Consider the following 21405-nt stretch of genomic DNA (forward strand, 5'->3'; position numbering starts at 1 on the left):
GGAACAGCTGAAACGACGGAACTGGGAGGAAAGCCGTCGTGTTGCATCAGCTATGATCGTTATGCTCCTTTTTTGACCAGTTGGAAAACATTTTTTGTGCAATGCAGCTATGCAATGGCGGATCATCTAGCCGAAAGTAGTCCGTGGAGGATGGCATCTTGAAGGCTGCTACTGCGACCTGGATCTTGAACTTTTTAGAAGGCGTCGATCTGGCGCCGGACTAGCCGCAATGGAACGAGCCATCCACTGGAGAAGAGGCCATGCGTGAGGATGCGATACCTTTGGTCGGGTTCGACGATTTCGCTTGATTTTACTCGGCGTCGTCGTTCGCCTTTGGGAACAGTTGCAGCACGTTTGACCCACTCGGGTGCGCGAGAGTGCGAGCCTTTGAGCGCTGCGAGTTATTTTCTCCAGCCTTTTGGACAGCTGAAACGAGACCTTCCCGCTGGCGATAATAATCTGGCTTGGCAGGCAGGGTGAGGTCAAACTCTTCAAGCATCCGCTCAATAATGTCCATCGCTTCAGCCGCCAGACCAGCATAACCTTCTTGGCGTCGTTCGAAGAAGCCATCGTATCCGGGCCTGGAAAGGTCGAGACTATCCAACGCATAAGAAAGGGTCTTCACTCGGTTCGACAACCACAAAATTTCTTCTGAAAGCTCGGTATTAAAAAGCCCCCAGTTTGCGTCATGCGGAAGTGCAAGGGTTGGATCGGGAACGTGAAACGCGAATTGGCCTTCATCCATCGGATTGAATTCGGGCATGTCGTGAACGGCCGCATAGCTGGCTCCGACAAAATCGTCCAGGGCCAGCACCGTCAGCATCGCCAGGTTTTTAACCTCGGCTTTCGGGCGCCGGTTGATCCCAGACTTCGCAAGTCGAATGACGATGGGAAGCAAGGAGCCAGCGGCTAAACCGCCAGCGCCGATGAACGCTCCCATTGCCATGATCCCTTGAGTGGTTTCGAAGAACTGCGTCAATGGTCAACCTCGTTGAATAGGAGCTGCGAGTTGCGCAAGAAGCACGCACAGACGGAATCAGCGCTTTCCGTCCTAGTTTGCCTTGAACTTAAACGATAGGGAACTCCGCTCCCGCCGGTATGGCGCCATTGAGAACCTGAGGGCATATCGTCACCGGCGACCACAGTTCCTTTGAAGCGTTGGCAATGACCTATCGCTGCAACTATCGAATTAGAATATTAAGTGATATCGACTGGCCTGGCTTTCAAGGACCTAATCGAGAACCGGCGATGTTGGTAAGATTTCTCTCAACCATTTTGCGTCATCCTCCAATTCCCCTCTGAAGCCAATCGACGAGATCTCAATGGCCACGGACCTTGACCGCAATTTTCAAATGCCCCGACGCGACGAGCTTGGCCTCTTCACGATCAGCAACGGTTCCGGCCTGTCGATATCGGCCCTGCCGAACGGCACCCTGTTTGCCATCGAATATGCCGACGATAAGGGATCGGTGCAGATCAACCAGATCCAGGGCTCGCCGCTCACCGGCGGCGTCAGTCGCCTTTATCTGCGCATCGGCGGTGCGGCACCTGATGTCGTCGAGCTTGTCGGGTCTCGCGCCGATGGCAGCTTCGGGCACGATGCGACAAGTCTCTCCTGGAGCGGCAAGAGAGGCGACATCGGCTACAATGTCCGCCTCGAGCTTCATCCCTCCGAAACGGCCTGGTTCTGGCGTGCCTCCATTAGGCATCTGAAGGATGGCACGCTGCCGGTCGATCTGGTGCTGATCCAGGACGTCGGTCTCGGCGATCGCGGCTTCCTAATGAACAGCGAAGCCTATGCCTCGCAATATGTCGATCATCATATCGCCGATCACAAGACATTCGGTCCTGTCGTGATGAACCGGCAAAATCTCAAGCAGTCGGGCGCCCGCAACCCTTGGCTCGCACAGGGCTGCCTCGATGGGGCGGCTGCCTATGCCACCGATGCGATCCAGCTGGTGCAGGCGAGCGACCGCCTCGACGACTTGCTGGTCGGCCCCTTCGGTACCAGCCTGCCGAGCAAACGACGGCAGCAGGAGACGGCGTGCCCCGCCATCCAGTCGAAATCGCTTTCCGTCCCGGCAAGCGGTGTGACCGCGACCTTCTTTGCCGTCTTCGCCGCCGATCATCCCGAGGCGTCGAGCGATGCCGACCTCTCACGGCTTGACGAGCTCGCGGCGACAGAGGGTGCGGCGGCCGATATCGAGGAGGTCGCGCCGGTCCGCAGCCTGCTCCAGGATGCTGCTTTGCTGAAGGCCGAGGCGCTGGATAAAAAGGCGATCAGCCAGCTCTATCCGGAGCGGAGCCTGGAAGAGCGCGTCGACGGAAAGCTTCTTTCGTTTTTCGTGTCGGACGGCGTTTTGAACCGTCATGTGGTCCTGCGCGACAAGGAGCTGATTGTGGCGCGCCGTCACGGGGCGATCGTCAGAAGCGGTGAGAATATGCTGCTCGACGATGCGACGCTCGCCGCGACCTGCTGGATGCAGGGCATCTTCGCCGCCCAGCTGACGATCGGCAATACGTCCTTTCACAAGCTCTTTTCCGTTTCGCGCGACCCCTACAATCTGACGCGTGCCAGCGGGCTGCGCATCATGGCCGATGTCGGCGCCGGCTGGCAGCTTCTGGCGGTGCCGTCGGCTTTCGAGATGGGGCTCAGCGATTGCCGCTGGATCTATCGCCTCCCCGAACGCACGATCATCGTGTCGGCGGTCGCCTCGGGCGCGGATGCGGCGATGCAATGGACCGTCTCCGTCGAGGGCAAACCGTGCCGCTTCCTGGTGTTTGGTCATGTCGTGCTCGGCGAGCGCGAATATGACGCGGGCGGGCAGATCGAATTCGATACGGCCGGCAAACGCATTCTTTTCCGGCCGGACCCGGCCTGGCTCTGGGGCGAGCGCTATCCCGATGCCGGCTATTGGCTGGTCAGTTCGACGCCCGATGCCATCGATGAAATCGGCGGCGACGAACTGCTCTATAGTGATGGGATTGCACGCAACGGCGCCTTCGTCGCGCTCCGATCCCTGATGACGCAGGCGCTCTCTTTCGCCGTCGTCGGCTCGATGACCGATGCGACGGAAGCCGAGCGACTGGCGCAGCGTTATGAGGCCGGCGTCACCGGTGAGGCCATGCTTGCACCGGCATCAATATTCTGGCGGAACACCGTGCGCGGCGTGGCGATCGGCAGCACGTCGCCCGACCTTGCCGCGCAGACGACCCTGCTGCCCTGGCTTGCGCATGATGCCATTGTGCATCTGAGCGTGCCGCACGGCCTCGAGCAATATACCGGTGCGGCCTGGGGCACACGCGACGCCTGCCAGGGGCCGATCGAATTCCTGCTTGCCTATGAGCATGACCGCGAAGCCAAGGAGGTGCTGAAAACCGTCTTCAGTGAACAATACCTGGAAAAAGGCGACTGGCCGCAATGGTTCATGCTGGAGCCCTATGCCAACATCCGGGCGGGCGATAGTCACGGCGATATCGTCGTCTGGCCGTTGAAGGCGCTATGCGACTATATCGAAGCGACCGGCGATCTCGCCATCCTCGACGAGAAAGTCTCCTGGCGCGATGAAAAGACGATGGCCAGGGCGCCGGAGCCCGACACTATTGCAATCCATGTCGAGAAGCTGCTCGATACTGTTCGCGAAGCTTTCATCCCCGGAACGCATCTGATCCGCTATGGCGAGGGAGACTGGAACGATTCTCTGCAGCCGGCCGATCCGCATCTGCGCGACTGGATGGTCAGCAGTTGGACCGTTGCCCTGCTCTACGAGCAGATCGTCCGTTATTCGGCGATCCTGCGCCGCCTCGGCCATGGCAGCAAGGCCAAAGGCTTGAGGAAGATCGCGACGGCGATGCGCCGGGATTTCAACCGCCATCTCGTGCGTGACGGCGTCGTTGCCGGTTATGGCATCTTCGATCCCAGCCATGATGGCGTCGAATTGCTGCTTCACCCGAGCGACCGGCGCACCGGCCTGCATTACTCGCTGATCTCGATGACGCAGGCGATGCTCGGCGGCCTCTTCACGCCGGCTCAGAGACAGGGTCATATGAAGCTGATCGAAGAGCATCTGCTGTTTCCCGACGGCGTGCGGCTGATGGAGAAGCCGGCGACCTATGCCGGCGGCCCCGAGACGCTGTTTCGCCGCGCGGAATCCTCCTCCTTCTTCGGCCGCGAGATCGGGCTGATGTATGTGCATGCGCATTTGCGTTATTGCGAGACGCTGGCGCTGGAGGCGGAAGTGGACGAGCTCTGGAAGGCGATCGCCGTCGTCAATCCGATTTCAGTCACATCAGCGCTGCCGCATGCATCGCTGCGCCAGCGCAATACCTATTTCAGCAGCAGCGATGCGGCTTTCCATGACCGTTATCAGGCAACGGCCGAATGGGAGCGCGTCAAGGCGGGAGAGATGGCCGTCGACGGCGGATGGCGCATCTATTCAAGCGGCCCCGGGCTCTACACCAGAAGCTTCGTCGAAAATATCCTCGGCTTCAAACGACGCTTCGGCCGGCGCAAACGCAAACCACTTCTGCCCGCGATCTACGCCTCTGCCGATCTGCAAACCGACCACGCCGCCTGGCGGCGGCTGATGAAGCCGAAGCCTGAGGTGTGACGCGGGCCCGCGCCATTCACTGCGGCATTATGCGGTAGCGTCGCGCAACTCTTCGAAGCGCGCGGCACTTTTCGACAGGTGGCTTCGGATGGCGCGGCGCGCGGCGGGCTCGTCGCGGTCGCGGATCGCTGCGAATATGGCGTGGTGTTCCCTGCGCATGCGCGTCGCATGGCGCTTGCGCTCGGCTGATGTCATCTTGTCCAGGCGCGCCCATTGCCGTGGCACCATGATGTTGCCGAACGTATCGAAGAGACGGCCGTAATAGGAGTTCTGCGTCGCGACCAGAATGGACCTGTGGAAGGCGTAGTCTTCTTGCGCGCCGTATCCACCCTCCTCGAGCGCCTTGTCGAGGGCATCGAGACGATCCTGCATCCGGTCGATGTCCTCCTGCGTGCGCCGCAGCGCGGCAAGACCGGCGGCTTCGTATTCGACCCCCATGCGCAGCTCCAGCACGCGCAGAACCTCGTCGATCGACTGCAGGTCGTTCGGAATGATGGAGAAGGATCGGGGCGTCGGATCGTTCGAGACAAAAGCCCCAAGGCCTTGCCGCGTGGTGATCAGCCCCTTCGCGCGCAGCGCGGCGAGCGCTTCGCGAACGATCGTCCGGCTGACGCCGGTCGCTATCATGATCGCCTGTTCGGTCGGCAGGCGCTGGCCGGGCTTCAGGTCGCCGGACTCGATTTGCGCCGTCAGCATATCGGCAAGGTTGCTACGCAGGTTCGGCGCCTGCTGAATGGTGTTGAAGACCGCGTTGTCCTTGTCTGCCATCCTGTTTCGAGATCCTGGTGTCGAGGCGGCCGCTCCGACCCCGTTTCCTGTTCTACATTGTATGGTCAGAGCATGATGTCGTCCGAAAACCGCTCACACTTTTCCGCATCATGCTCTAGCGCATAACCCCGAAAACCGGAATCGACTTTCGGGGTTATGCGGAAAATCAAGGCGATAGAGCGTCTTGACGCGTCTGAAAAGACGCGAGGCGCTCTCGGTGTGACCGATTGGTGAGACCGATCAGCGCGCCAGCCAGCCGCCATCGACGGGCAGCACCGTTCCATGCACGTAGTCGGATGCCGACGATGCCAGGAATACCGCTGCACCGCCGAGTTCGGACGGCGTTCCCCAGCGCCCGGCCGGGATGCGGGCAAGGATGGCGGCATTGCGGTCGGCATCCTCGCGCAACGCCGTGGTGTTGTTGGTCACGAAGTAGCCAGGGGCAATGGCGTTGACGTTGACGCCCTTGCCAGCCCATTCGCAGGCAAGCAGCTTGGTCAGTCCGGCGAGGCCGCTTTTCGAGGCGGTATAGGACGGAATCCGGATGCCGCCCTGGAAGGAGAGCAGCGAGGCGATGTTGATGATCTTGCCCCTGCCCTTGTCGACCATATGGCGGCCGGCTGCCTGCGACAGGAAGAAGGCGGTCTTCAGATTGACGTCGATCACCGCGTCCCAGTCTTCCTCGGTGAAGTCGAGCGCATCGGCGCGGCGGATGATGCCGGCATTGTTGACGAGGATGTCGAGGCCGCCGAAGGTCTGGATGGTCTCAGTGACGATCCCCTTGACCGGTTCGATGCTGGCGAGATCGGCCTTGACGACATGGAAGCGGCTTCCCGCTTCCTTCACCAGCGCCTCGGTTTCGTCCATCGAGGAGCGTCCGACGGCGACGATCGACGCACCGGCCTCTGCCAGTGCGGCCGCGATGGCCTGGCCGAGCCCTGTATTGGCGCCGGTGACGACGGCAACCCGGCCGGAAAGGTCGAAGGGATTTGCCACGACGCTCACCTCAGGTCCGCGATGGCGATATGGTCCATGTCGGTGAAGCTCTTATTGTCGCCGGCCATCGCCCAGATGAAGCTGTAGTTCTTGGTGCCGGCGCCCGAATGGATCGACCAGGGCGGCGAGATGACCGCCTGTTCGTTGGCGACAAGCATATGCCGGGTCTGCTGCGGCTCCCCCATGAAGTGGAACACACGCTGCTCCGCTTCGAGATCGAAATAGAGATAGGCTTCCATGCGGCGGTCATGCGTATGGGCCGGCATTGTGTTCCAGACGCTGCCCGGCTCGATCATGGTGAAGCCCAGAGTGAGTTGGCAGGACTGGCAGACCTCAGGATGGATGAACTGGTAGATCGACCGCTTGTTGGCCGTCGCGGCTTCGCCCGGCGTCAGGTGACGGGCCTTTTCGCGGGTGAGCAACACGGTCGGGTGCGCTTGATGGGCTGGCGTCGAGACCAGATAGAACTTTGCCGGATTGGCAGTATCCGCGCTCTCGAACCTGATGTCCTTGGCACCCTTGCCGACATAGAGGCAATCATATTTGGCAAGATCGTAATTCGTGCCGTCGACGATGATACGGCCGGCACCACCGATGTTCAGGGCGCCCAGTTCACGTTCGGCAAGGAAGGTTTCTTGTCCGATCGCTGTCGGCGCCGTCAGCGTCAGCCCGGGGCCGATCGGCGTCGCGCCGCCGATGACCATCCGGTCGTAATGCGAATATGTAAGCCGGATCTCGCCGCTCGCGAAGACGGTTTCCACCAGAAAGTGACGCCGCAGCGTCTCCGTGTCGAAATCACGCACGGCCTCTGGATGGGAGGCGTGCCTCACGTCGATCTGCATGTCAATTTTCCTTCCGCTTCATTGTCGCCAGGGGTCGTCGCTATTGCGGAAGCCGATCTTGTCCGGCCTGTTCCACCGCGGCGGTATCCATCCGGTTACATAGTTGTACGACAAGTTTGGTGTCAACAGGTTTGTCGGTGCGCGCTTGAGGAGACGCAAGGCCCGCAAGAGCACGAAAGAAAATCTGGGAATAGACAGGAGAATTTGCGGATAGGATGACGCCATCATCAAGCGATGATCGCAAGTGGTCGCTTCGGCGCGGTCCGGAATTTTCTTGGGCCAAAACGAAAAAGCCTGCCGCGGGAGGAGGTGCGGCAGGCTTTCGAAAAAAACCGAACGACAGCTGGGAGGAGGAGTGCTGTCATTCCACAGACGACCCTGGGAGGAGGATGGGGCGCCTGTATATCGAAGGGATGCGGGAGGAGGTGCATCACTTCGATAGGAATAATCATACTTATTTTTTGCTCAGTTGATAGGCATTTCTTTGCAGGGCAGCTATGCGTTATGCGAAAAGCGGGCGGCTTGATCAGCCTGCTCCATCTGCCGCAGGCACAAAAGCAAAGCGCCCGCTCGGGAGGAAGCAGGCGCTGGCATAGTCTCGAAGATGCTTGGTCTAAGCTGCCGTTAGCGGGCGATGGCTGCGCGGGCGACGTTGCGGATTTCGCTGCGGCCGATGCCGAGGTCATCCAGTTCGCGTGCGGACATACGACCCAGTTCAGCGACCGTCTGACGGTACTTGCGCCAGTTGTTAAAAGAGCGTGCTACGTTCATGATGATCCCCTTTCGTGGGCTTTCGAAGCTTAGCTGCCAGTCCTTGGCGCTTCGTTCGCTTCGATGAGTTGTATATAGTATGAGACATCTGATTATTGCAGCGCCAATGCATCACTGCACCTATGCGGCGATTGCATGGGTCGCCATATGTAGTAGCCAATCAGGATCCGAACCGCTCCGCGGTCAGAGTTTGAAACGATCGAAGGCCGTCAGCCGCACGATCGGCGGCTCCGCCTCGGCCCAGCGGTAAATATCCGAGCGCAGATAGGAAAGCTCGTCGCCGAGATCCTCTTCGCCAACTTCGATCCACCAGGACTTCAGGCGGCCGTCGCTTCCGTCCGACCAGCGATAACCCCTCGCTTTCAGATGATCCTTCATCTCGAACGGGCTGTGTTCGGCAAAGATACGGATGCGTGAGCGCTGGCTGGCGCGGTAAAGCTCGGTGAACGGGCTTTCACCGTCGCGCTGCTCTCGATCGAGGATTTCGAGGAGTGCGTGGCAGTCGTCCACGGCGCGATGGCCTTCGTGGAAATATCCGGCCTGGCCGACGAGATAGCCGAGCTTCGTACCCTCGAAGCCGCGGGCGCTCCAGTCGATCTCCGAAACCGAGCATGCCCAGGCCTTGCCGGTGAAAATCTTCGAGAAGGCCTCGCAGAACGGCCGGTCGAAACCGGCATTGTGGGCAATGATCAGATCTGCCGGCTCGATCAGGGTCCTCAGCGATTGGATATCGATGAGCTGTCCTTCGACCATCGCATCGGTGATACCAGTCAGCCGGGTGATCTCGGGCGGGATCGGCCGGGACGGCTGTTGCAGGCCGCCGTAAATGCCGACGATATCGCCGATCGCGCCGTCATCGTCGAAGGTAAAGGCGACGGCGCCGATTTCGATGATCTCGTCGCTGCGGTGGTTGAGACCTGTGGTCTCCGTATCGAGAATGACGCCGAGCCGCGGAAACCCCGGCCGTCTGACTGGCGCAACCGGCCTGGCGGCCAGTTTTCTCAAGATGCGAAAGTTGCCGCTCTCTTCCAGCGTCCGCGCCATGTCTTCATCAGAGTAGGCGATCGGCCGTGACGGCCGCCGGTGCGATGGACCGCGCGCCTTGGCCGTCGCGGGCGATGCCTTGGCAAACATGTCGAGTTGCGAATCTCTGTGCACGCTCATCGAATCTATATGTCACGGAGACGCGATTTAATCCATCGCACGACAGCGCCGCGCGTTTTTTCGAGAACCGCGCAAAGGACGCTGTAGCCCTTTGAATTATGCAGTCGCCAGGCGCGGCGGCGTCTGAACGCCTGCGGTTTTGTCCGGTGGGAAGCTCAGCCGGCAGACCGCGCCGGGACTGCGGTTGTCGATCGTCACTTCGCCGCCGTGCATGCGCAGGATGTCACGAACGAGATTGAGGCCGAGGCCGGCGCCGCGTCCGTCGTGATGGCGCTTGAAGAACGGCTCGAATATCCGATCCCGCATATCGGCGGGAATGCCCGGCCCCTCGTCTTTGACCTCGATCCAGTTGCAGCCTGATGTCAGCGAGATGATACCTTTCCTGCCGCCGTGGTTGATCGCGTTCTGCAGGATGTTCATCAGGGCGCGCTGCAGCGCCAGGGGATCGCCCTCAATCTCGCCGGCGCCGTCGACATCGAACTGCACCGTATAACCGGCGGCAAAGGCCAGCGGCGCCATCTCGATGATGACCTTCCTCGCCAGCTGGCCCAAATCGACCTTGCTGAACTGGACCTTGCCCTGTTTCAGCCGCTGAAGATCGAGCATCTGCTCGGTGAGAACGGCAAGTCTTGCGGCATCTTCCAACAGGTCGGTCTTGATCGAACTGTGCGGCAGGGATCCAATTCTCGTATTCAGAATGGCGATCGGCGTGCGCAGCTCATGGGCGGCGTCGGTCAGAAACCGTTCCTGCCGCTCATAACCCTCGTCGAGACGGCCGAGCGCGCGGTTGACGGCATGCACCAACGGCGCGATCTCTTCGGGAGTATCGTTTTCCGACAGCCGCCCGCCACGCTGGTCGATATCGATCATATCGGCCTGGAGTGCGGCCTGGTCGATCCCGACCAGCGACCTTCGCACGACGAGCGGCGTTGCGATCAGCGCGCCCAACGCCATCACTGCGACGATGGGGATAACAACTTTCACAAGGATCAATGAAACGCGGAACAGGATGAAGGTGAGCGAGTTCGGACCGTCGGTGCCCGTCAGAAACTGCACCTGTCCCCAATCCATCGCAATCCACATCATCCGGGCAGCCGGACGGTCGTGGTCGCCGAGATCCGAGCCGAACCTTGCCTGGCCGACATGATCGAGCGTATTGCCGATGGTGGCATATTCTTCCGGAATCCGGCCCTCGGTCAAAACATGTCCCTGCAGGTCGCGAATGGTGAACCAGAGATCGGGCGCATCTTTCCGCAGCTGTCGCAAATCCTCGGTCTCCCTCAGGCTCAACTCTCCGGTGGGCTGGCGGAAGACGGCCTGGCGCAGGATCTCGATCGTGCCCTCTGTCGACCTGAATTCGGATATCTTGCCAACCGAAATCAGCACGATCATCACCAGGATGAGCACGACCGATTGCACGGCAAGGAGCCGCCAGAACAGGCGCTTGCGCAGCGAATAGGAGCATCGTTTGCTCATGATGCTTCACGCAGGAGGTAACCCACGCCCCGGATAACGTTGATGACCACGCCTGCTTGCGATGCTGCCAGCTTGCGCCGCAACCGCGATATATGGGAATCGAGCGCGTTCGACTGGATCTCGTCGTCGAAGCCGAAGACCGCTTCCATCAAGGCCGGTCGCGGCACCATGCGACCGGCACGGCGCATGAGGCATTCGAGCACCAGCGCCTCCCGGCGCGGCATTTCCAGACGCTGGCCGGAGACGATGATGTCGCAATAGGTCGGATCGAATAAAAGCCGGCCGACCGAGATCAGCGCCGGGCGTAAGGTTTCGGAGCGGCGCATGACGGCACGCAGCCGCGCCAGAAGTTCGTCGAAGACGAAGGGCTTGGCGAGGTAATCGTCGGCGCCGGTCTCAAGGCCGGTGATCCTGTCTGGAACCTCTCCCTTGGCGGTGATGACGATGATTGGCAGCGTCAACCCCTTTTTGCGGATCTTCGGAATGAGTTCAAGGCCGTCGCCGTCCGGCAGTTGCCGATCCAGGAGGACGGCGTCGTAGGCGCCGTCGCCGATCACCAGCTCGGCGTCACATAGGGTCGAGACGTGGTCCATCACCATGTCGTGCCTGGTCAGGGCGCCCCGGAGCGCCACAGCCATTTGCGGTTCATCCTCGATCAGTAATATGCGCATCTCACATTCCTATCGGGGCCGTCGATCCACAGGAGGAGACCATATCACCTCAGCGACGCCCGCAGCAGCGGTAGCGTATCGAACGCCGGATTGCCGCCTCGAACACGGACCCTATCTCTCATCATGCGCGGCGCTGCTCGATCAGGGCCATTGGCTGGTACCTGCGGCTGATGCGATAAACCGCAGCCGGCGGGATATTGCGCAACGTCCAGCCGATCCTCTTTGAGACAAGACCGAGGGAGTCGAGGATTTCGACGGGTACCGGGCATTTTGGCCCGTAGGTGAATTGATACAAGGCACCATGGGGTCTGAGGTTGGAAAAGCAGCCCTCGAGCAGCGCCTGCACATCGTCCGGCCGCATGGCAAGAAGCGGAAGCCCGCTGACGATACCGCCGAAGAAGCTTCTGGAAAGCGCCGTCTTCCACATCTCCCGCACGTCCAGCTGCAGCACCCTGGCATCGGGAAAGCGATCTTGAAGCAGCGTGGCGAAATCCCGTTCGTATTCGATCAGAGTAAGATCGCGCTCTGCAATGCCGCGTTCCAAAAGGGCCGCGGTGAAAACCCCGGTGCCTGGGCCGAGTTCGAGAACCGGCCCGGTCAGCGTAGAAATTTCCTTGGTCATCAGGCCCGCAAGGTGGGGGCCTGATGGTGTGATCGAGGCGATGCGCAGCGGCGCGCGAAGCCAGGCAAGAAGAAAGCGTCGGCGATCGAAACGTGGCATTGGACCTTCACAGTGGCTGATTGATCCCCCCATGAACCGGCTCAACATTGCAACAGTCTGTCATGTCGTAGTCACGGTGACGCAGACGCAGATTTTTATGCCTGAGACGCGACCTTCCGGCGCGTTGCTCTGAGCCCCCTCCTGTCGATCCAGCTTTTGATTTCGGCGGCAATCGCCTCGGGCTGGTCCTCGGGGGCAATGTGGCGCGCCGGCCCGCAACCCCTGATCTCCAGGCCGGCGACGTTGTCGAGGCACCACGAAATCATCTCGCTGCCGATCAACAGCGTTTCGGAGGGACCGTCGAAGGTCAGCAGCAGCTTGGGAGTCTCAGGACTGGCGGAAAGCCAGCGGTCATAGGTCTCGATCCTGGCGACCACATCGGCTGGCTCGCCGTTGATCGGCATGGCGCGCGGCCATTCCAGCAGCGGGCGTCGGCTGTCACGGTCCGGATAGGGTGCGCGGTAGACATCCCAGTCGGCATCGCTGAGCCCTTTCAGCGTGGTCGCGCGCAAGGCTTGTTCGATGAAGAAATTTTCGTCGAGGACCTTGGCCTCGCCGGTTCCCGCACCCCGCAACAGTTCATAACGCGCCTTTCCGCCGCCCGGCAGATCCTCCCAGCCCATCGGCCGCAGGATGGTTTCCATGAAGGCGATGCCGCGCACTCGCTCGGCGTGGCGCGAGGCCCAGTCGAATGCCAGCGCGCCGCCCCAGTCGTGGCCGACGAGCACGACGTCGTCGAGGTCAAGCGCATCGAACCAGGCGTCGAGATAGGCGATGTGATCGCCATAGCGATAGCCGATATCGGGTTTGCCGGAGCGTCCCATGCCGATGAGATCGGGCGCCAGGCAGCGGCCGGGCCCGGTGCCGGGCATGATGTTCCGCCAGAGATGCGATGAGGTGGGATTGCCGTGAAGGAAGACGATCGGGTCGCCCTCCCCCAGCTCCTCGTAGGAGATGAACGAGGTGAGGATATCGATGGTCGGCATATGGAGCTCCACGCTTTCGTGCTATATAGGCAGGCGACTGTCCATTTATCATATAGACAGGTAACTGTCTATATCTGCGCGGGGTTTCATGTCTTCTTCCCTTGGCCTGTTGTTGCGTCTGGTCCATCAGCATTGGACACAGGCCGTCGAAGCGGCACTCGATGAGGCCGGCTACGGCGATATCCGCCCGCCGCACGCCAATGTCTTCACCTTCGCGCGGCCGGAGGGCATCCAGGTCAGCGAGCTGACCAAGCTCGCCCGTGTTCGCAAGCAGACGATGACGCAGGCCGTGGAAGAACTCGAGCGCTTGGGTTATGTCGAGCGCCGGCCCGATCCGAATGACCGGCGCGGCCGGCTGGTGTTTCTGACGGAAAAAGGCCAGGGGGTCAGGCCGATAGCGATGGCGGCGGGCCGGCGCGTCGATGAAAGCTGGGCCGCCCTGACCAGCCAGCAACAGATGGACGATTTGCGGACAGCACTCCGGCGGCTGCTGGAGCAGCTGCAATAGCGAAGCGGGGCTGGTATGGGGGCGACCCTTTCCACCTAACCGTCGCGCGACCGAAGGAGAATGTATGCCTGGTGACAAAAGCAAGGGCGCCAAGGAGGACGTCGTCATCATCGGCGCCGGTGCCGCCGGCATTGCCGCCGCCCGTCGCCTGCAGGCAATCCGCCCGGATCTTTCCATCCTCCTGCTTGAAGCTGGCGATCGTCTCGGCGGTCGCGCCTGGACGGTCGGGCTGCCTGAAGCCACCGATATCGGGCTCGATCTCGGCTGCGGCTGGCTGCATGGCGCGCGGACCAATGCCTGGACTGCGATCGCCGGTGAGGTCGGACTGACGGTCGACCGCACGCCTGCGCCCTGGAGTGATGGCGGACGGCGGCTTCAGCGGGATGACGCGGAGGCGCGTGCCGCAAGGCAGGCGATCGGCGCCTATTTCGAGCGCCTCGAGAGCCACGCGGGGAATGACGCAGCCATGGCCGATATGCTCGAGCCCGGTAATCCCTGGAACGGCCAGATCCGGGCGGTCGGCACCTACATCACCGGCGCCGAACTGGGGCGGTCGTCGGTCGTCGATTACAACAGATACGATCCGGGGCCTGGCCCTGACTGGCGGGTGCGCGAGGGCTATGGAACGCTGGTCTCGCTTTACGGCAAGCCGGTTCGGGCAAGGCTCGGCACCGAAGTCACACGCATCGACCATCGTCATGCCGGCCGTATCGCCATCGAGACGAACCAGGGTGTGCTCAGTGCCCGCGCGGTGCTGGTGACCGTTTCGACGAATGTGCTTGCCGCCGGCAAGATCGCCTTCGACCCGCCTTTGCCTGACAAGATCGAGGCAGCAGCCCGTTTACCCCTGGGGCTCGCCGACAAGCTGTTCTTGAGGCTCGCAAATCGGGAGGCGTTGCCGGCGGACACGCATATGCTCGGCTCTACCAGTCGCGGCGCAACCGGCACCTATCAGCTCCGGCCGTTCGGCGCCCCCGTCGTCGAAGCCTATTTTGCCGGCGACCTCGCGCATGATCTTGAGGGGCAAGGCAGAGAGGCTGCCTTCTCCTTCGCTGGAGATGAACTGGCGGCACATTTTGGCGCGGACATCCGCAAGGAATTGTCGGTGGCGGCAATGTCGGCCTGGGCCGCAGCGCCCCATATCGGCGGCTCCTATTCCTACGCCGAGCCCGGCGCCTCCGATCTGCGCAGCTGTCTCGCCGCGCCGCATGACGAGCGGATCTTCTTTGCCGGCGAAGCCTGTTCGACGTCGCGTTATTCGACGGCGCACGGCGCCTATGAGACGGGCGTCGGCGCAGCCGATCGGATCGCCGGCTCGTTTTCGTAAAATCTGTGATCCTCGCCGGCTGCGACCGCAGGCAGGAATATTTTTTTCTCACTTGTCGCGCGGGTGGGATTGGGTATGCTTGCCCCGGCCCCTGTGCTCCCAGCCTGGGGCGCCATACGTCATCCGGCGGCAAGCGGCCGCCCTCAAGCACAATATTGTCATTGTCATTGATTGCAGGAGCCCCGGCTTCTACCCCGACGTTTGCACGTCGGCTGCGGGTATCCGCATGAGGAGGAAGAAATGGATTATCGCAAGCTCGGTCCCAGCGGGACCGTCGTCACCGCCTATTGCCTCGGCACCATGACCTTCGGCGCGGAGGCCGATGAGGCCGCCTCGCACAAGCTGCTCGACGATTATTTCGCCTGGGGCGGCAATTTCATCGATACCGCCGATGTCTATAGCGCCGGCAAGTCGGAAGAGATCATCGGACGCTGGCTGAAGGCGCGCCCGACCGAGGCCCGCCAGGCGATCGTCGCCACCAAAGGGCGCTTTCCGATGGGCAACGGACCTAACGATATCGGCCTATCGCGCCGGCATCTTAGCCAGGCGCTCGACGATTCGCTCCGCCGCCTCGACCTCGAGCAGATCGACCTCTACCAGATGCATGCCTGGGACGCGCTGACGCCGATCGAGGAGACGCTGCGTTTCCTCGACGATGCGGTTTCTTCCGGCAAGGTCGGCTATTACGGCTTCTCCAATTATGTCGGCTGGCACATCGCCAAGGCCTCGGAAATCGCCAAGGCGCGCGGTTATACCCGCCCGGTGACGCTGCAGCCGCAATATAACCTGCTGGTGCGCGACATCGAGCTCGAGATCGTCGCGGCCTGCCAGGATGCCGGCATGGGCCTGTTGCCGTGGTCGCCGCTCGGCGGCGGTTGGCTGACCGGCAAGTACAAGCGTGACGAGATGCCGACAGGCGCCACCCGCCTCGGTGAAAACCCCAATCGCGGCGGCGAATCCTATGCGCCTCGTAATGCGCTGGAGCGAACCTGGGCGATCATCGCTGTCGTCGAGGAGATCGCCCAGGCGCACGGCGTCAGCATGGCGCAGGTGGCGCTCGGCTGGACGGCGGCGCAGCCGGCAATCACATCCGTCATCCTCGGCGCCCGCACGCCGGAACAGCTCGCCGACAACCTCGGCGCCATGAAACTGAAGCTCTCCGATGACGACATGGCGCGGCTCAACGAGGTGAGTGCGCCCCAGCCACTCGACTATCCCTACGGCAAGGGCGGCATCAACCAGCGTCACCGCAAGATCGAGGGCGGCCGCTGAGCCTTTCGGCCGCATCTGAACGAAGCCTGTCCGCTTCTCGCCGAAGCGGACAGGCTGTCCGGGCCGAGGTCTATCGACTCGTGTTCTGGGCTGCCGGTCGGTCGCCCGTGCTGCCGAATGTCTTCAGGTAGATCGACAAAAGCTGCGTCTGCGAGGAGATGCCGAGCTTGCGGTAGACGTTGCGGCGATGGACCTTCACCGTGCCCGTCGAGATGTTGAGCCTAAGGCCGATCGATTCCGAGGAATGTCCCTGCAATACCAGATCGACGATGGCGGTTTCGCGGCTCGTCAGCTTGAGGTCGCGCCAGACAGTGTCGGCCGGCTGTAGCGCCTGCGTCGCCGCACCGCGTTTCCTCCCCGTCCTCATGCCGGCATCACGTTGCGCGTCGAAGCGGGCGCCGAGCCCCGGCCAGAAATGCCGGACAAGGCTCGTGACCAGTGGCTCCGCCTTTTTCAGAAGCGCGAATTCAGCCGGCGGAAACGAGCCGGTCTTTTCCCGGCGCATCAGCGACAGCACGATGGTTATATCGTCGTCGAGTGTCACGAAGAAGCCGATCTCCTCGGCAAGCCCGGTCTGGACGTAGTAGCTCCGGTAATATTCGCTGGAGAAGAAGCGGTCGGGCGCCAGCTCGCGCATGCGGAAGACGCCGGCGCGACGCGCGCGGGCGGTCTGGTAGAAGGGGTCGAGCAGATAGGGACCGACCTGGTAGAGGGTAACGAAAACGACGTTCTCTTGCGGATCGAAGGTGCTGTAGAGATCGATCGGCCGTTCCTTGCCGCGATAGGCAAAAACCACGACATAGTCGAAGCGTACCAGCGCCGCCATCATCCGGCGGAACGTCTCTCCAAACTCTGCATCCGCCATGGCGGGCTTTCCGACAGTGGCGTCGAAAGCCTGAAACAGCGACTCGAGATCAATGCTCATCGATGGCCTCCCCCAATCGTCTCATCAGGAATGGGTGCAATTTCATATACACCTTCCACGAAGAGATGTGAGGTAGAATACCTCTTTCGGGGTATATACCGCGCGGGAGGCCCGGGCTTAGTCTTTCGCTAACGACGGTGGCAAAAAGGCAGCGCTAGACTGCCCGTACCGACCAACCGCAGGGAACAGACGTGGCATCCGCTTCGACGAACGATATCGAATTCCGTTCGGTCACCAAGAATTATGGCGCGGTGACCGCCGTGACCGACATAAACCTGAATGTACCGAAGGGCGCTTTCCTCGCTTTGCTCGGACCTTCCGGCTGCGGCAAGACCACGTGTCTTCGCATGATCGGTGGTTTCGAGCAGCCGAGCGAGGGCGCCGTGCTGATCGATGGGCGGGAGATGAACGGTGTTCCGGCCTATCGCCGCCCCGTCAACATGGTCTTCCAGCATTATGCTCTGTTCCCGCACTTCAATGTCGTGGAGAACGTCGCCTATGGCCTGAGGCAGATGCGCCCGAGGATCGCGGCGGCCGAAATCAACCGCCGCGTAGCCGAAGCACTGGAGATGGTGCGGCTCGGCGGTTTCGCCAAGCGGCGCATCCACGAGATGTCCGGCGGCCAGCAGCAGCGGGTGGCTTTGGCGCGGGCGATCGTCAACCGGCCTTCAGTGCTGCTGCTCGACGAGCCGCTGGCAGCACTCGACAAGAAGCTGCGCTCGGCCATGCAGATCGAATTGCAGACGCTGCAGCGCGAGCTCGGCATCACCTTCGTGCTCGTCACCCACGATCAGGAAGAAGCGCTGTCGATGGCCGACATCGTCTGCGTCATGAGCGCCGGGCGCATTCGTCAGCTCGGCTCGCCGCAGGAGGTCTACGATCGCCCGGCCGATCTTTTCGTCGCGGATTTCGTCGGCAAGGCCAACCGGATCGACGCGACGATGGAAGCCGACGGCAAAACGCTGCGCCTTGCCGACGGTTCTGCGTTCACAGCGGGCGCCCGGTCCGGCCTTGTCCCAGGCGAGGTCATCGTCGCGATCCGGCCGGAGGCGATCCGGCTGACGCGGGCGGCCGTTGGCAGCACGTCCTTTGCCGGCACGGTCACGCACCGCATCTTCCTCGGCTCCTCGGCCGAATATGCCGTCACAGTTCCGGGGCTTGGCGATTTTCTCGTCACCGCCGACCGGCGCAGCATGAACGAGAGCGATCTGGTCGAGCCGGGCGAAGCGGTCTTCCTCGGCTTCGATCCTGACATGGCCCACGTTTTTCCTGCCCAAGCTTCTTCTGCATCGAGTGCATAAACCAGAACAAGGGAACAGCATCATGAGCAAGGACTACAAGGATAATCTGCCCATTACCCCTGAAGGCTTCATGGACGAGTTCATGCGCCTGAAGCGCGGCTCCGTCAGCCGCCGCCACTTCCTCGGCATCACAGGCCTCGGCCTTGCGACCGCCGTGCTGTCGCGCTTCCCCGGCGCACTGTCGACGCCTGCCTATGCCGAGGATCTCGGTACCCAGATGTCGATCGCCACCTGGCCGAACTACCATGATCCTGCGACCTTCGAGAACTTCAAGGCAGCGACCGGCGTTGCCGTCGAGGTCAACGTCTTTGGCTCCAACGAGGAAATGCTGGCCAAGCTCCAGGCGGGCGCCTCCGGCTGGTCGCTCTTCGTGCCAACCAACTACACGATCTCCACCCATCACAAGCTCGGCCTGATCGACGAACTCGATCTGTCGAAGATCCCGAATTTCAGCCAGGCGACGGAGAATCCACGCTTCACCAAGGAAGGCATGATCGACGGCAAGACCTATGCCGTGCCGAAGAACTGGGGCACGACCGGATTCTCGGTCAATACCTCGAAGATCAAGACCAAGCTATCCAGCTGGAAGCACTTCTTCGAGATCGTCCAGACCGAAGCCGACGGCCGGGCCATGGTGCACGACTATCAACTGACGACGATCGGCAGCGCGCTGGTCTCGCTCGGCTACGGCTTCAACTCGATCAAGGCGGACGAACTCGCCAAGGCCGAGGAACTGCTGATCAAGGTCAAGCCGCACCTTTTCGCCATCAACAGCGACTACCAGCCGGCCATGCGCGCCACCGACGCCTGGCTCACCATGTGCTGGACCAATGACGGCGCGCAGCTGAACCGCGACGTTCCCGAGATCGCCTACGTGCTCGGCACCGATGGCGGCGAGATCTGGACCGATTATTACGCCATCCCGAAGGATGCACCGAACAAGGCGGCGGGTTATGCGCTGCTCAACTACCTGATGGACCCGGCCAATGCCGTCAAGGAGCACATCGCCAACGGTGCGCCGACGACAGACAGCCGCGTCATCGCGCTGCTGCCGAAGGAGATCACCACCAACAAGATCGTCTATCCCGACGAGGCGCAGCTGACGCCGCTGGAATTCGGCGCGGCGGTAACGCTGACCGATCCCGGGCGCGCGGAGCTGATGGCGCGCTTCAAGTCGGCTTGATCCGATCTCGCCTTCTCCCCAGCGGGGAGAAGGTGGCCCAAAGGGTCGGATGAGGGGGCGACAGATGCTGCCTTTCGCGTGAGCTCAAGGCATTCGTCGCTTCGCTCCTCATCCCCTCGCTTTGCTCGGCTCTTCTCCCCGCCGGGGAGAAGAGGGAGAGTGGGGCGCCGAAAGTTGCTCTTTCAAAAAGTTGCGTGGACTGAAATGCCCCTTGCACCGAACACGAAAAAACGCCTCGTCACGGCCACGCTGGTTGCGCCGGCCAGCATCTGGCTGTTCGTGTTCCTGGTGCTGCCCTTTATCGCCATCATCGTCTTCGCTTTCGGCGAGCGGGCGCCCGAGGGTGGTTATCAGGCGGCTTTCACCTTTGCACAGTTCGCCAATCTCGGTTCGCGCGCCGCAGCCTTCAAGAATACGCTGATCCTTGCGCCGATCGGGGCCTTCGCCTGCCTGCTCGTCGCCTATCCGGTTGCCTATTACCTGGCCGTCAAGGCAAGCGCCAAATACCGGCTGCTGCTGGTCTCTCTCGTCGTCGTGCCCTTCTGGACCAGCCTTCTGGTGCGCACCTATGCCTGGATGTACATCTTGGGCGCCCGCGGCATTCCGCATCTCCTGGAGATGGTCGGCATCGAAAATGTCAGGCTGCTGAACACGCCAGGCGCCGTGCTGCTCGGCATCGTCTACGGCTACCTGCCGCTGATGATCATGCCGATCTATGTCAGCCTCGAAAAGCTCGATCGCCGCCTGCTGGAGGCGTCCGCCGATCTCGGCGCGCGGCCGCTTTCGACCTTCTTCGGCATCACGCTGCCGCTGTCGCTTCCAGGGGTGATGACCGGCATCGCCCTCGTCACCATCCTACTGCTCGGCGAATATCTGATCCCGCAGCTGCTTGGCGGCGGCAAGGTCTTCTTCATCGGCAATGCGCTGGTCGACCTCTTCCTGCAGTCTCGCAACTGGCCGTTCGGTTCCGCAATCGCCGTCACCCTCGTCGTTGTCGTCGTCATCGTACTTTTGATCGCCATGCGCATCGCCTGGCGCGTTGCCGGTACCCGCCAGGTGGATCTCGTCTGATGCGCGCGCTGGTCACCGCAGTCTACCTGTTCCTCTACACCCCGATCGCGCTTGTCGTGCTGTTCTCCTTCAATGGCGGCCGCAATGCCAGCGAGTTCACCGGCTTCTCGACGCAATGGTATTGCAAGGCGCTCGCCAACACCTTCCTGATGGAAGCGCTGCAGAACAGCCTGATCATCGCCTTTACCAGCGCCGGGCTGGCGGCCATTTTCGGCACGATGGCGGCTATCGGCATGGAGCGGCTCGGCGCCCGCACGCGAGCGGTCTTCGACGGGCTGTTCGCTGCGGCGATCGTCGTTCCCGGCGTCGTGATCGGCATTGCGACGCTGGTGGCGTTGGTCGAAGTCTTCGGCTTCGCCAATCCACTGATCGCCGCCGTCTGGCCAAGCGAACAGGCGCCGAAACTTTCGCTCGGCTACGGCTCGATCATCGCCGCCCACGGCCTCTTCACCATGGCGCTGGTGACGATGATCGTCAAAGCGCGCATCGCCGGCCTTGGCCGCGACATCGTCGAGGCGTCGAGCGATCTTTACGCCACGCCCTTCACGACCTTCCGCCAGATCGTGCTGCCGCAGATCCTGCCGTCGATCCTTGCCGGTTTCCTGCTCGCCTTCACCTTCTCCTTCGACGATTTCATCATCGCCTTCTTCGTTGCAGGCTCAAACACGACACTACCGATCTATGTCTTCGCCTCGATCCGACGTGGCGTGACGCCGGAGATCAACGCCATTGCCACCATGGTGCTTGTCGCATCGCTGGGACTGATCCTCATCGCGCGCTTTCTGATGCGCGAGAAAACAACAAACTGAACGG

General features: G+C 61.7%; 19 protein-coding genes. 8 read left to right on the forward strand and 11 right to left on the reverse strand.

Features of this window, described 5'->3' with window-relative positions; genetic code table 11:
• Positions 1-310: 310 nt before the first annotated feature.
• The gene (locus tag RLCC275e_RS29830; protein WP_033183552.1) at positions 311-979 is read right to left on the reverse strand and encodes a hypothetical protein; all 669 of its coding nucleotides are present in this window, start codon (positions 977-979) and stop codon (positions 311-313) included.
• Positions 980-1322: 343 nt separating this feature from the next.
• Between RLCC275e_RS29830 and RLCC275e_RS29835 the strand changes: the two genes are divergently transcribed.
• Positions 1323-4610, forward strand: coding sequence for a GH36-type glycosyl hydrolase domain-containing protein (locus tag RLCC275e_RS29835; protein WP_033183551.1), 3288 nt, complete (start codon positions 1323-1325; stop codon positions 4608-4610).
• Between the two features lie 27 nt (positions 4611-4637).
• Here RLCC275e_RS29835 and RLCC275e_RS29840 read toward each other — a convergent pair whose 3' ends face one another.
• The 9 genes from RLCC275e_RS29840 to RLCC275e_RS29880 all read right to left on the reverse strand — a co-directional run bounded on the left by RLCC275e_RS29840 (position 4638) and on the right by RLCC275e_RS29880 (position 13005).
• Positions 4638-5378, reverse strand: a complete 741-nt coding sequence (locus tag RLCC275e_RS29840) for a FadR/GntR family transcriptional regulator (RefSeq protein WP_033183550.1) — start codon at positions 5376-5378, stop codon at positions 4638-4640.
• A gap of 240 nt (positions 5379-5618) precedes the next feature.
• Positions 5619-6383: a 2-dehydro-3-deoxy-D-gluconate 5-dehydrogenase KduD gene (gene kduD, locus RLCC275e_RS29845; RefSeq protein WP_281032334.1), complete on the reverse strand. Its 765-nt coding sequence runs from the start codon at positions 6381-6383 to the stop codon at positions 5619-5621.
• Positions 6380-7216, reverse strand: a complete 837-nt coding sequence (gene kduI, locus RLCC275e_RS29850; RefSeq protein ID WP_033183548.1) for a 5-dehydro-4-deoxy-D-glucuronate isomerase — start codon at positions 7214-7216, stop codon at positions 6380-6382. Before kduI ends, kduD begins: the two co-directional genes overlap by 4 nt.
• 624 nt (positions 7217-7840) lie before the next feature.
• Entirely contained in the window at positions 7841-7987 is a 147-nt protein-coding gene (locus RLCC275e_RS29855; protein ID WP_003548073.1) for a DUF1127 domain-containing protein, read from the reverse strand.
• Between the two features lie 183 nt (positions 7988-8170).
• Complete coding sequence (locus RLCC275e_RS29860) at positions 8171-9151, reverse strand: 3'-5' exonuclease (protein WP_033183547.1); 981 nt, start codon at positions 9149-9151, stop codon at positions 8171-8173.
• Between the two features lie 96 nt (positions 9152-9247).
• The gene (locus tag RLCC275e_RS29865) at positions 9248-10627 is read right to left on the reverse strand and encodes an ATP-binding protein (RefSeq protein WP_033183546.1); all 1380 of its coding nucleotides are present in this window, start codon (positions 10625-10627) and stop codon (positions 9248-9250) included.
• Complete coding sequence (locus tag RLCC275e_RS29870; RefSeq protein WP_033183545.1) at positions 10624-11298, reverse strand: response regulator transcription factor; 675 nt, start codon at positions 11296-11298, stop codon at positions 10624-10626. Before RLCC275e_RS29870 ends, RLCC275e_RS29865 begins: the two co-directional genes overlap by 4 nt.
• Before the next feature lie 121 nt (positions 11299-11419).
• Complete coding sequence (locus tag RLCC275e_RS29875; protein ID WP_130708117.1) at positions 11420-12019, reverse strand: class I SAM-dependent methyltransferase; 600 nt, start codon at positions 12017-12019, stop codon at positions 11420-11422.
• Between the two features lie 95 nt (positions 12020-12114).
• On the reverse strand, positions 12115-13005 hold the full coding sequence (locus RLCC275e_RS29880; RefSeq protein ID WP_033183544.1) for a haloalkane dehalogenase: 891 nt from the start codon (positions 13003-13005) through the stop codon (positions 12115-12117).
• 88 nt (positions 13006-13093) lie between these two features.
• On the opposite strand from RLCC275e_RS29880, the gene RLCC275e_RS29885 reads away from it, so the two are divergent.
• From RLCC275e_RS29885 to RLCC275e_RS29895, 3 genes are all read left to right on the forward strand, one after another.
• Entirely contained in the window at positions 13094-13513 is a 420-nt protein-coding gene (locus RLCC275e_RS29885; protein ID WP_033183543.1) for a MarR family winged helix-turn-helix transcriptional regulator, read from the forward strand.
• Between the two features lie 64 nt (positions 13514-13577).
• On the forward strand, positions 13578-14840 hold the full coding sequence (locus RLCC275e_RS29890) for a flavin monoamine oxidase family protein (protein WP_033183542.1): 1263 nt from the start codon (positions 13578-13580) through the stop codon (positions 14838-14840).
• Positions 14841-15080: 240 nt separating this feature from the next.
• Positions 15081-16112 (forward strand): aldo/keto reductase, encoded by a 1032-nt coding sequence (locus RLCC275e_RS29895; RefSeq protein WP_033183541.1) that lies wholly within the window; start codon positions 15081-15083, stop codon positions 16110-16112.
• Between the two features lie 70 nt (positions 16113-16182).
• On the opposite strand, the gene RLCC275e_RS29900 is transcribed toward RLCC275e_RS29895, so the two are convergent.
• The gene (locus RLCC275e_RS29900) at positions 16183-17037 is read right to left on the reverse strand and encodes a helix-turn-helix transcriptional regulator (protein WP_033183540.1); all 855 of its coding nucleotides are present in this window, start codon (positions 17035-17037) and stop codon (positions 16183-16185) included.
• 191 nt (positions 17038-17228) lie between these two features.
• Here RLCC275e_RS29900 and RLCC275e_RS29905 point away from each other — a divergent pair, with 191 nt between their 5' ends.
• The 4 genes from RLCC275e_RS29905 (at position 17229) to RLCC275e_RS29920 (ending at position 21401) form a co-directional block, all read left to right on the forward strand.
• Complete coding sequence (locus RLCC275e_RS29905) at positions 17229-18338, forward strand: ABC transporter ATP-binding protein (protein ID WP_033183539.1); 1110 nt, start codon at positions 17229-17231, stop codon at positions 18336-18338.
• Between the two features lie 22 nt (positions 18339-18360).
• Positions 18361-19521: a polyamine ABC transporter substrate-binding protein gene (locus RLCC275e_RS29910; protein ID WP_033183538.1), complete on the forward strand. Its 1161-nt coding sequence runs from the start codon at positions 18361-18363 to the stop codon at positions 19519-19521.
• Between the two features lie 204 nt (positions 19522-19725).
• Positions 19726-20592 (forward strand): ABC transporter permease, encoded by an 867-nt coding sequence (locus RLCC275e_RS29915; RefSeq protein WP_033183537.1) that lies wholly within the window; start codon positions 19726-19728, stop codon positions 20590-20592.
• Complete coding sequence (locus RLCC275e_RS29920) at positions 20592-21401, forward strand: ABC transporter permease (protein WP_033183536.1); 810 nt, start codon at positions 20592-20594, stop codon at positions 21399-21401. The genes RLCC275e_RS29915 and RLCC275e_RS29920 overlap by 1 nt, the downstream gene beginning before the upstream one ends.
• The last annotated feature ends 4 nt before the right edge of the window (positions 21402-21405 follow it).

This window comes from Rhizobium brockwellii, from assembly GCF_000769405.2.
GTDB lineage: Bacteria > Pseudomonadota > Alphaproteobacteria > Rhizobiales > Rhizobiaceae > Rhizobium > Rhizobium brockwellii.

Coding starts and splice junctions, on each gene's coding strand:
- RLCC275e_RS29855 (WP_003548073.1), bottom strand. CDS start 7,987: ATGAACGTAGCACGCTCTTTTAACAACTGGCGCAAGTACCGTCAGACG.
- kduI (WP_033183548.1), bottom strand. CDS start 7,216: ATGCAGATCGACGTGAGGCACGCCTCCCATCCAGAGGCCGTGCGTGAT.
- RLCC275e_RS29865 (WP_033183546.1), bottom strand. CDS start 10,627: ATGAGCAAACGATGCTCCTATTCGCTGCGCAAGCGCCTGTTCTGGCGG.
- RLCC275e_RS29875 (WP_130708117.1), bottom strand. CDS start 12,019: ATGCCACGTTTCGATCGCCGACGCTTTCTTCTTGCCTGGCTTCGCGCG.
- RLCC275e_RS29840 (WP_033183550.1), bottom strand. CDS start 5,378: ATGGCAGACAAGGACAACGCGGTCTTCAACACCATTCAGCAGGCGCCG.
- RLCC275e_RS29895 (WP_033183541.1), top strand. CDS start 15,081: ATGGATTATCGCAAGCTCGGTCCCAGCGGGACCGTCGTCACCGCCTAT.
- RLCC275e_RS29920 (WP_033183536.1), top strand. CDS start 20,592: ATGCGCGCGCTGGTCACCGCAGTCTACCTGTTCCTCTACACCCCGATC.
- RLCC275e_RS29885 (WP_033183543.1), top strand. CDS start 13,094: ATGTCTTCTTCCCTTGGCCTGTTGTTGCGTCTGGTCCATCAGCATTGG.
- RLCC275e_RS29890 (WP_033183542.1), top strand. CDS start 13,578: ATGCCTGGTGACAAAAGCAAGGGCGCCAAGGAGGACGTCGTCATCATC.
- RLCC275e_RS29880 (WP_033183544.1), bottom strand. CDS start 13,005: ATGCCGACCATCGATATCCTCACCTCGTTCATCTCCTACGAGGAGCTG.
- RLCC275e_RS29835 (WP_033183551.1), top strand. CDS start 1,323: ATGGCCACGGACCTTGACCGCAATTTTCAAATGCCCCGACGCGACGAG.
- RLCC275e_RS29860 (WP_033183547.1), bottom strand. CDS start 9,151: ATGAGCGTGCACAGAGATTCGCAACTCGACATGTTTGCCAAGGCATCG.
- RLCC275e_RS29870 (WP_033183545.1), bottom strand. CDS start 11,298: ATGCGCATATTACTGATCGAGGATGAACCGCAAATGGCTGTGGCGCTC.
- RLCC275e_RS29900 (WP_033183540.1), bottom strand. CDS start 17,037: ATGAGCATTGATCTCGAGTCGCTGTTTCAGGCTTTCGACGCCACTGTC.
- RLCC275e_RS29915 (WP_033183537.1), top strand. CDS start 19,726: ATGCCCCTTGCACCGAACACGAAAAAACGCCTCGTCACGGCCACGCTG.
- RLCC275e_RS29910 (WP_033183538.1), top strand. CDS start 18,361: ATGAGCAAGGACTACAAGGATAATCTGCCCATTACCCCTGAAGGCTTC.